Origin of the sequence: Pedobacter sp. UBA5917 (genome assembly GCF_002432345.1) — a bacterium.
GTDB lineage: Bacteria > Bacteroidota > Bacteroidia > Sphingobacteriales > Sphingobacteriaceae > Pedobacter.
Genome location: NZ_DJDT01000313.1, coordinates 1 through 8,959, shown reverse-complemented (window position 1 = coordinate 8,959; position 8,959 = coordinate 1). Strand labels below are relative to the sequence as shown.

General features: G+C 39.8%; 6 protein-coding genes. 3 read left to right on the top strand and 3 right to left on the bottom strand.

Annotated features, from left to right (window positions below; all coding sequences use genetic code 11):
- On the bottom strand, positions 1–1,802 hold a 1,802-nt coding region (dxs, locus tag B2V92_RS21810; RefSeq protein ID WP_293312115.1), incomplete at its 3' end, for a 1-deoxy-D-xylulose-5-phosphate synthase.
- Positions 1,803–2,013: 211 nt separating this feature from the next.
- Between dxs and B2V92_RS21805 the strand changes: the two genes are divergently transcribed.
- The 3 genes from B2V92_RS21805 to glmS all read left to right on the top strand — a co-directional run bounded on the left by B2V92_RS21805 (position 2,014) and on the right by glmS (position 6,078).
- Complete coding sequence (locus B2V92_RS21805; RefSeq protein ID WP_293312114.1) at positions 2,014–2,757, top strand: segregation and condensation protein A; 744 nt, start codon at positions 2,014–2,016, stop codon at positions 2,755–2,757.
- Between the two features lie 62 nt (positions 2,758–2,819).
- Positions 2,820–4,091 (top strand): serine hydroxymethyltransferase, encoded by a 1,272-nt coding sequence (glyA, locus tag B2V92_RS21800; RefSeq protein ID WP_293312113.1) that lies wholly within the window; start codon positions 2,820–2,822, stop codon positions 4,089–4,091.
- Between the two features lie 148 nt (positions 4,092–4,239).
- Positions 4,240–6,078 (top strand): glutamine--fructose-6-phosphate transaminase (isomerizing), encoded by a 1,839-nt coding sequence (glmS, locus tag B2V92_RS21795; RefSeq protein WP_293312112.1) that lies wholly within the window; start codon positions 4,240–4,242, stop codon positions 6,076–6,078.
- Between the two features lie 557 nt (positions 6,079–6,635).
- Here the strand turns inward: glmS and B2V92_RS21790 are convergent.
- Positions 6,636–8,009, bottom strand: coding sequence for a hypothetical protein (locus tag B2V92_RS21790; protein WP_293312111.1), 1,374 nt, complete (start codon positions 8,007–8,009; stop codon positions 6,636–6,638).
- Positions 8,010–8,065: 56 nt separating this feature from the next.
- Entirely contained in the window at positions 8,066–8,764 is a 699-nt protein-coding gene (locus tag B2V92_RS21785; protein WP_293312110.1) for a ComF family protein, read from the bottom strand.
- Between the last annotated feature and the right edge of the window lie 195 nt (positions 8,765–8,959).

Below are 8,959 nucleotides of genomic sequence, written 5' to 3'. Positions count from 1 at the left end.
GGAATGCCTAAACGGATTACGTTGGCGTTGTAACCATGATCGGCCATAAACTCTAACACTGCAGAGCCTATTCCGCCTGGTAACGAGCCATCTTCTACTGTGATTACATGTTTATATTTGGCAAATACTTCGTGTAATAAAGCTTCATCTAGCGGTTTAACAAAACGGAGGTCGTAGTGCGCTGGATAAAAACCTTCGCTGTTCAATTCTGCACGTGCTTCAACTGCGAAATTACCTACATGGCCAATGGTTAGTAAAGCTACATCCTCTCCATCACATATCTTACGTCCTTTGCCAATTTCCAAAGCCTTAAAAGGCCTTTTCCAATCTGGCATTACACCATTACCACGTGGATAACGAATTACAAATGGGCCAACATTTTCCTGTTGTGCCGTAAACATCAGGTTACGCAGTTCTTCTTCATTCATAGGCGAAGAAATAACCAGATTAGGAATACACCGCATATAAGCAATATCATAAGCACCGTGGTGTGTGGCACCATCTGCACCAGCCAGGCCTGCCCTGTCTAAACAAAAAACCACATTCAGTTTCTGGATGGCTACATCGTGGATCACCTGATCGTACGCCCTTTGCATAAAGCTCGAATAGATATTGCAGAAAGGAACTAAACCTTGTGCAGCTAAACCGGCAGAAAAAGTTACCGCATGCTGCTCGGCAATCCCAACATCAAATGCGCGCTTTGGCATCGCTTTCATCATAATATTTAATGATGAACCTGATGGCATGGCTGGGGTAATACCCACAATTTTATCGTTAGCCTCGGCAAGTTCTACCATGGTATGTCCGAAAACATCCTGATATTTTGGCGGCTGAGGTTTATCAGGAACACTCTTTTTAATTTCACCAGTAATCTTATCAAATAAACCTGGAGCATGCCACTTGGTTTGGTCTTTTTCGGCCAAGGCAAAGCCTTTACCCTTTACAGTAATGCAATGCAAAAGTTTAGGACCTGGTATGGCCGATAAATCTTTAATAACTTGGGCCAGACGTTTTACATCATGTCCATCAACAGGACCGAAGTACCTAAAGTTTAAGGCTTCAAATAAATTGCTTTGTTTAAGCAGCGTTCCCTTAATGCTTTTCTCTATCTTTTTAACATATTTATGCGCATTCGGACCCAATTTAGAAAGTCCTGTAAGCACCTGAGAAATATCATCACGGAAACGGTTGTACGATTTCGAAATGGTAATGCTAGTTAAATATTCTTTAAGCGCACCTACATTCGGATCGATTGACATGCAGTTATCATTCAGGATTACAAGCACATTGCTGTTTTCGATCCCTGCGTGGTTTAAGCCTTCAAAAGCTAAACCAGCTGTCATGGCACCATCGCCGATAACGGCAACATGTTGCCTGTCTGTTTCGCCTTTTAACTGCGAGGCAACTGCCATACCCAATGCAGCAGAAATAGAGGTTGATGAGTGGCCAACGCCAAACGTATCATATTCGCTTTCCGAAATTTTCGGGAAACCACTAATACCACCATATACACGATTGGTGTGGAACAGATCTCTACGGCCGGTTAAAATTTTATGGCCATAAGCCTGATGACCTACATCCCATACCAATTTATCATAAGGCGTATTTAGCGCATAATGGAGCGCAACCGTTAATTCAACAACGCCTAAACTGGCGCCAAAATGACCACCGTTTACGCTTACTACATCAATAATATATTGTCGTAATTCCTGACTTATCTGTTCTAAGTCAGTTTCGCTATATTGCTTCAAATCAGCGGGATAGTTGATTTTTGATAGCAGAGGGCCAGCTTTTACTTGCATTCGAAATTTATGGTAAAAAACAAGATACAAAGTAAGGTAATTTTGTTTTAATATAGAAGAGAAAAATGATTGTTTATTATTGATGGTTAAGCGGTTAGTGATTAGTGGGTTAGCGGTAAGCGTTTTGCGGAATACGTTAAAAATACCTTTTCATTTGAGCTAAAGGCCAGATTGTTAAGACCTGAAATTTTCGCTATGTTTGTCCCTCCAAATGCAGGCAGAGAATTTTGAAATAAAGCTTCCGGTATTCGAAGGTCCCTTCGATCTGTTGCTGTTCTTTATCGAACGCGACGAACTTAATATCCAGGATGTAGAGATTGCAAAAATTACAAACGATTTTTTGGCTTATATCCATCAATTACTTGCTTTAAATGTAGAAGTAGCCAGCGAGTTTATTTTGGTTGCAGCAACCTTAATGCGTATTAAATCTAAAATGCTCCTGCCAAGGATCGAAGTTGATGAAGCCGGTAACGAAATTAATGCCGAACAGGACCTTATCGCCCGACTGATCGCCTATAAGCAGTTTAAATCTGCTGCCGAAGAAATGAAAGTTTTTGAGGAAGAACGTTTAAAGCAGGATCAACGGGGCAATATTGCATTCGATCTTACCCAAGCTGCCGCATCTTCTTCCCATCAGGACGAGCTTTTGTCATTGGATCTCTATAAACTTTTAACCGTGTATCACCGCACCATGCAGAAATATGAACTGCGCAGCGAAGAGGTTAAACATACCGTGGTTCAGTATCCCTACACCATCGAACAGCAGAAACATTTTATTGCCAATTTGCTCGATATCAATAAACAGATTGATTTTGCTTTAGTACTTAAAAATTCGGAGAATAAAGTGCATTTCGTTTATAATTTCCTGGCTATTTTAGAAATGCTGCAGCAGCAGATCGTGGAAATCACCATCGGAAGCGGCTTTAACAACTTTAATGTGAAAGCATTATCTTAAACCGGCCTGAATTCAATTTGAAATTCTTACTTTTGCAAAAAAAATACAAACCTAAATATACAATGACACGCGACAACCAAATTTTTGAACTTATCGATAAAGAATTAAACCGCCAGGAGCATGGTTTAGAGCTTATTGCATCAGAAAACTTTGTAAGCAAGCAGGTAATGGAAGCTGCCGGATCGGTATTAACCAACAAGTATGCCGAAGGCTTACCGGGAAAACGTTACTATGGCGGTTGCCAGGTAGTAGATGTGGTAGAGCAGATTGCTATCGATAGGGCAAAAGAATTGTTCGGTGCTGCGTGGGTAAATGTTCAGCCGCACTCTGGTGCACAGGCCAATGCGGCAGTAATGCTTGCTGTTCTGCAGCCGGGCGATAAAATATTGGGTTTCGATCTTTCTCACGGAGGTCACTTAACCCATGGCTCGCCTGTTAACTTTTCAGGTAAATTATATCAGCCATTATTTTACGGTGTTGAAAAAGAAACCGGGTTAATCGATTATAAAAAACTGGAAGAAGTTGCTTTAGCCGAAAAACCTAAATTGATCATCTGTGGTGCATCTGCTTACTCGCGCGAGTGGGATTATGCATTTATCCGTTCGGTAGCAGATAAAATTGGGGCTTTGGTTTTAGCAGATATTTCTCACCCAGCCGGTTTAATCGCCAAAGGTTTATTGGCCAACCCGCTTCCACATTGCCATATCGTAACTACTACTACGCATAAAACTTTACGTGGTCCTCGTGGTGGTATGATTATGATGGGACAGGATTTCGAGAACCCATGGGGATTAAAAACGCCAAAAGGCGAAATCCGTTTAATGAGCAATTTACTTGATATGGCAGTTTTTCCGGGTACACAGGGTGGCCCGTTAGAGCACATTATCGCAGCCAAAGCAATCGCTTTCGGCGAAGCTTTAAGCGATGAGTACGGAACATACATTAAACAGGTTGCGGCCAATGCACAGGCAATGGCCAAAGCATTTGTGGCTAAAGGTTACGGTATTATTTCTGGTGGTACCGATAACCATTTAATGTTGATCGATTTGCGCAATAAGAACATCACCGGTAAAGTAGCTGAAAATGCATTAGAAAAAGCAGAAATCACCGTGAACAAAAACATGGTTCCATTTGATGATAAATCGCCATTTGTAACTTCTGGTATCCGTGTAGGTACAGCAGCAATTACTACCCGCGGTTTAAAAGAAGCAGAAATGGAGCAGATTGTTGAATTAATCGATAGGGTTTTAACAAATCCGGAAGATGAAAACAATCTAAATACGGTTAAAGCCGAAGTAATCAAACTGGTAAGCGCATTTCCACTTTATAAATAAGTATAACTAATTCGATTTAGTAATCATATATTAAAAGCAGTTACATTAATTTGTAGCTGCTTTTTCATTTAACAAAAGTTCTTTATGTGTTGATGCTGCAAAACAAACGTTTGTTTTATATATTTGGCGAATTAATGTAAGATAATTTATGTGTGGAATTGTAGGCTATATTGGCTATAGAGAAGCTTGGCCAATTGTACTTAAGGGACTTAAAAGGTTGGAATATCGTGGCTACGACAGTGCAGGAATTGCATTGATGAACGATAGCGGAGAACATATCTATAAAAAAGCCGGTAAAGTTGCTGTTCTGGAAGAATTTGCCGAAGATCAGGATAAAACCGGGACAATTGGCATGGGGCATACGCGTTGGGCAACCCATGGTGTTCCATCCGATCGTAACTCACATCCGCATACCTCAAATAATGGCAAACTTTCTATTATACATAATGGTATTATCGAAAATTACGCTACGTTAAAGGAAGAATTGATCAACCGTGGGCACGAATTTAAAAGCGACACCGATACGGAGGTTTTGATCCACCTGATCGAAGAGATCCAGAAAATAGAAAACATAGATCTATTAGAAGCTGTACGTTTGGCTTTAATGGAAGTGATCGGTGCCTATGCCATTGTAATTATGGACAGCGATCATCCTGATCGTTTAATAGCTGCCCGTAAAGGAAGTCCGATGGTAATTGGTGTTGGTACAGGAGAGTATTTTATTGCGTCGGATGCTACACCGATTATCGAATACACTAAAAATGTAATTTATCTTAACGACAATGAAATTGCGTTGATCACCAGAAATGATCTTTTAGTTAAACGTTTGGATAATGTGGTACAAACGCCTTTGATCCAGGAGTTACAGCTGAAATTGGAAATGCTCGAAAAAGGTGGTTTTGATCATTTCATGCTGAAAGAGATTTACGAGCAACCACGTTCGATCAAAGATTGTATGCGTGGTCGTATTTATCCCGAAGAAGGTAAGGTGCAGCTCGGAGGGATTAAAGAGTTTGCCGAAAAATTAAAAAATATCGACAGGATCATCATCGTGGCCTGCGGAACATCGTGGCATGCAGGCTTGGTTGGGGAATATTTGATTGAAGAGTATGCCCGTATCCCAGTTGAAGTAGAGTATGCCTCTGAATTCAGATATAGGAATCCAATTATAACTGAAAAGGATGTGGTAATTGCCATTTCACAATCGGGTGAAACTGCCGATACCATGGCTGCCATCGAAATGGCTAAAGAACGGGGTGCAACTATTTTTGGAATCTGTAATGTCGCAGGCGCATCAATCCCGCGTTTAACCCATGCTGGTGTTTATACCCATGCCGGACCAGAAATCGGAGTAGCCTCTACGAAGGCATTTACCGCACAGGTAACGGTTTTAACGTTAATGGCCTTTTACATGGCCCAGCAAAAAGGAACCATTACAACTTCGAAACTGATCGAACTTTTAACCGAGCTTGATCATATCCCTGAAAAAATCCAGGTTGCTTTAGAATCGAACGATCTGATCAAAGAAGTTGCAGAAAAAATTAAAGATTCTACCAACTGTTTGTTCTTAGGTAGGGGCAGCGGTTTCCCGGTAGCATTAGAAGGTGCTCTTAAGCTAAAAGAAATTTCATACATCCATGCAGAAGGTTATCCAGCTGCAGAAATGAAACACGGACCTATCGCTTTAATCGACGAAGAAATGCCCGTGGTTTTTATCGCAACGCAAAATTCATCTTACGAAAAAGTAATCAGTAATATCCAGGAGGTAAAAGCACGTAAAGGTAAAGTAATTGCCATTGTTACGCAGGGCGACACAGAGGTGAAGAAAATGGCCGATTACTGTATAGAAATTCCTGATGCAAACGAAGCATTCTTGCCATTATTGGCTACCATTCCGCTTCAGTTACTATCGTACCATATTGCAGTGATGAGAGGCTGTAACGTAGATCAGCCAAGAAACCTTGCCAAATCGGTAACCGTAGAATAATTTTACAACAAAACAAATAGATAAAGCAGTTGCATTAATTTGTAGCTGCTTTTTTGGTTACAAAATGTAACGATCTTTCTGATCATTCTTAAATTTAGGAAAAAGTAAATTATATTGGCATTGAATTGATTACGCGCCTCTAGAAGATGTATTTTAGATATTTAATTCACAGCCGTCACCCTGAATTCATTTCAGGGTCTATTTTGCAAGAAAGATGCTGACCACGAAGTAGCTATTAGACCTTTAAAAACAATAAAAACAGCTAATAAAATAAATTCAGCATGACGATCGCGTGTGAGAAAAGCGGGGCTGATGGCGGCCATGGGCAATAACGCTGCCTTTCAAAAAATAAAAGCTACTGAGACAGGGATAATTAAAACTGATCTAACAGAAATTGAGTGCCAATCCTACAATCCCAAAATCATAATAATCCTAATAAAAGTAAAGGGCCGATATTCTTTAGAAGAAATATCGACCCTTACCATCTAAATTAACGCTCTCGAATATATAAACGGAAGTTAAGCCCGAAAAGTTTCAGAAAAGATGAAAAAAAGTGATTATTTCTCGTAACTCCCTAAAGTTGAGGGAGAAATTCTTTTGTTGCCTTTTATGTCTTTATTGAGATAATCAGAAAAATAAGGATCATTACTTAGATCGGCACCTTTTTTTCTCACAGGGCTGGTTGCCGAAACTTCAAAATTTTCCATATCCTTATTAATAAAGGCCGGATCGATGTTTAAGATATTGCCGTTGGCATTATAGGTGTTGTTGGTTGTTCTAAGTAAATTGTTCCACAGATTCAGCTGCATCACGGCGCTGGTTTTCTTTTGGATATCCAGCTCATTGCTTAAGCTGCCATAAATGATATTATTTGTTAAATCGAGCTGCAGCTTGTTATAGGCATTAGCCGATAAATAATCAGAAAAGCTAAGCGAAGCCGTTTTGCGCGGAAAATTTAAATTATAGCCTGCAAATGTATTCTGTTTAAGGTTGTAGTTTCCTCCACCAACAGCGTAAATCAGGTAATTGCCACAATTATACATCACATTGTTAAAGGCAAATAGTTCCGAATGGTAACCAATATAGGCTGCCACCTGCATGTTTTTGATAATACTCCCGTTCAAAATCAATTTTGGGTTGGCATTAAGCGATAACGAATCAGATGTGATACCCACAGAAGCATTTTTAATAACCGCATTTTTGATAATCCCATTACCTGTTCTTTTTAGAAAAATGCCTTTCCATTGCCCCGGTTCGTCATTGTATAGTTTTTCTAACCTATCGCTGCAAAATAACACTGGTTCGGCAACAGTCCCGTTAACCAATAAGCTGCCTTCAATATTTAAGTTGGCATCTTTATGGAAATAAACTTTTGTGCCTGGCTGGATGGTTAATGAATACCCATTCATAACCGTTAGCGAACCACTGATAACGTAGGGTAGAGATTTTGTCCAAACGGTATTGCTGTTAATTGCAGGTTCGTTAACAAACACCGCATTTTGGCCATAAGCTAAAAGCTGTATAACCTGCCTATTGCCATTCGTATTTAATATAATAGAATCCTGAACCAAAAATGGCAGGTTCTCTGCCGTAGGATTAATCGTAACCTTTATAAAAAGATTAACCGAATCCTGACCGTTTATAACAAGGTCGGTTTTATTAAGTGTATTTTCTCCATTTATATTGATGTTAAAAGCCGAAGCACTCCCTCCTGCCAGACTGATATCCGAAACTTTTACAGCATTATTATTTCTATTTTCAATTTTTATGCGCCTGGTAGTAGAGCCTAATGAAGTAAAAATCACATCGAATAAAACACTTTTGTTTGCGATGGTCAACTTGGCATTTGGATCGGTGGTTATACGCTCCCCTTTTCGGCAAGCCGTAATAAGCAATAAGATCAATAACACCAGGGTAATATTCGAACGCATAAACCAAACTTAGACAAATGTTAGAGTAGTTGCAATAGCCTCAAAGTATAATAAGGTTATTCGGCAAAGGCCAGTGCAGCAATACTCACTTTCGATGCTCCATTTTTTAAGAGTTCATCGGTGCAGGCCTCCAAAGTAGCGCCTGTTGTAATTACATCATCAACCAATAAAATATGTTTACCAATAATATATGATGCATTATTGATACCAAAGATGTGCTGCATATTTTCGTAACGGTTGTATCTGCTCTTTTTGGTCTGACTTTCGGTAGCCTTATTGCGTATTAAAATTTCTTCGCTGAATTCTATTTCCATTTCATGCGCTATACCTTCAGCAATAAAAGTGCACTGGTTGTAGCCTCTATGCTTATATTTTTTATGGTGCAAAGGAACAGGGATAATTAAATCAACATCCTGGTAAATCACGCTCGTTTTTAATCTTTCGCCAAGCATGTTTCCTAATAGAACACCAACATCTGTTCTTCCGTTATATTTTAGGTTATGGATCAGGTTCTGAACCTTTGCCGCTTTTCTAAAATACAGCATTGCCATGGCGGCGTTTAGTGGCACTCTGCCCCACAGTTGTTTTGCAACCCTGTTTTCTGCATGTTGATGATAGTCTGTAAAGGGTAGGTCGTAGAGGCATTTCGTGCAGATCAAATGTTCGCTATGGTACAATGTTACACCACAGGCATTACAGAGGCTTGGAAATAACAAACCGACTAAATCATTGCACCATTGTTTAACCTGTAGCATATCACCAATTTACAAAATACTTCCGAAGTTTCAAAGGAGGCAAAGCGAGCGGATAACTTCGGAAGTATAAAATATCTTCTTTTTTAGTAAAGCAGGTTCCGTGCTACTATATATGTATGCTCCTGCTTTTCATTCCAAGTCCTCGCTTCGCTGTGGGCTTTCCATTTCAATCAGGTTTATGTGGCCACCCCTTCC

Excerpts from the sequence above, each read along its gene's own strand:
- B2V92_RS21790 (WP_293312111.1), bottom strand. The coding sequence starts at position 8,009 with ATGCGTTCGAATATTACCCTGGTGTTATTGATCTTATTGCTTATTACG.
- B2V92_RS21785 (WP_293312110.1), bottom strand. The coding sequence starts at position 8,764 with ATGCTACAGGTTAAACAATGGTGCAATGATTTAGTCGGTTTGTTATTT.
- glmS (WP_293312112.1), top strand. The coding sequence starts at position 4,240 with ATGTGTGGAATTGTAGGCTATATTGGCTATAGAGAAGCTTGGCCAATT.
- B2V92_RS21805 (WP_293312114.1), top strand. The coding sequence starts at position 2,014 with ATGCAGGCAGAGAATTTTGAAATAAAGCTTCCGGTATTCGAAGGTCCC.
- glyA (WP_293312113.1), top strand. The coding sequence starts at position 2,820 with ATGACACGCGACAACCAAATTTTTGAACTTATCGATAAAGAATTAAAC.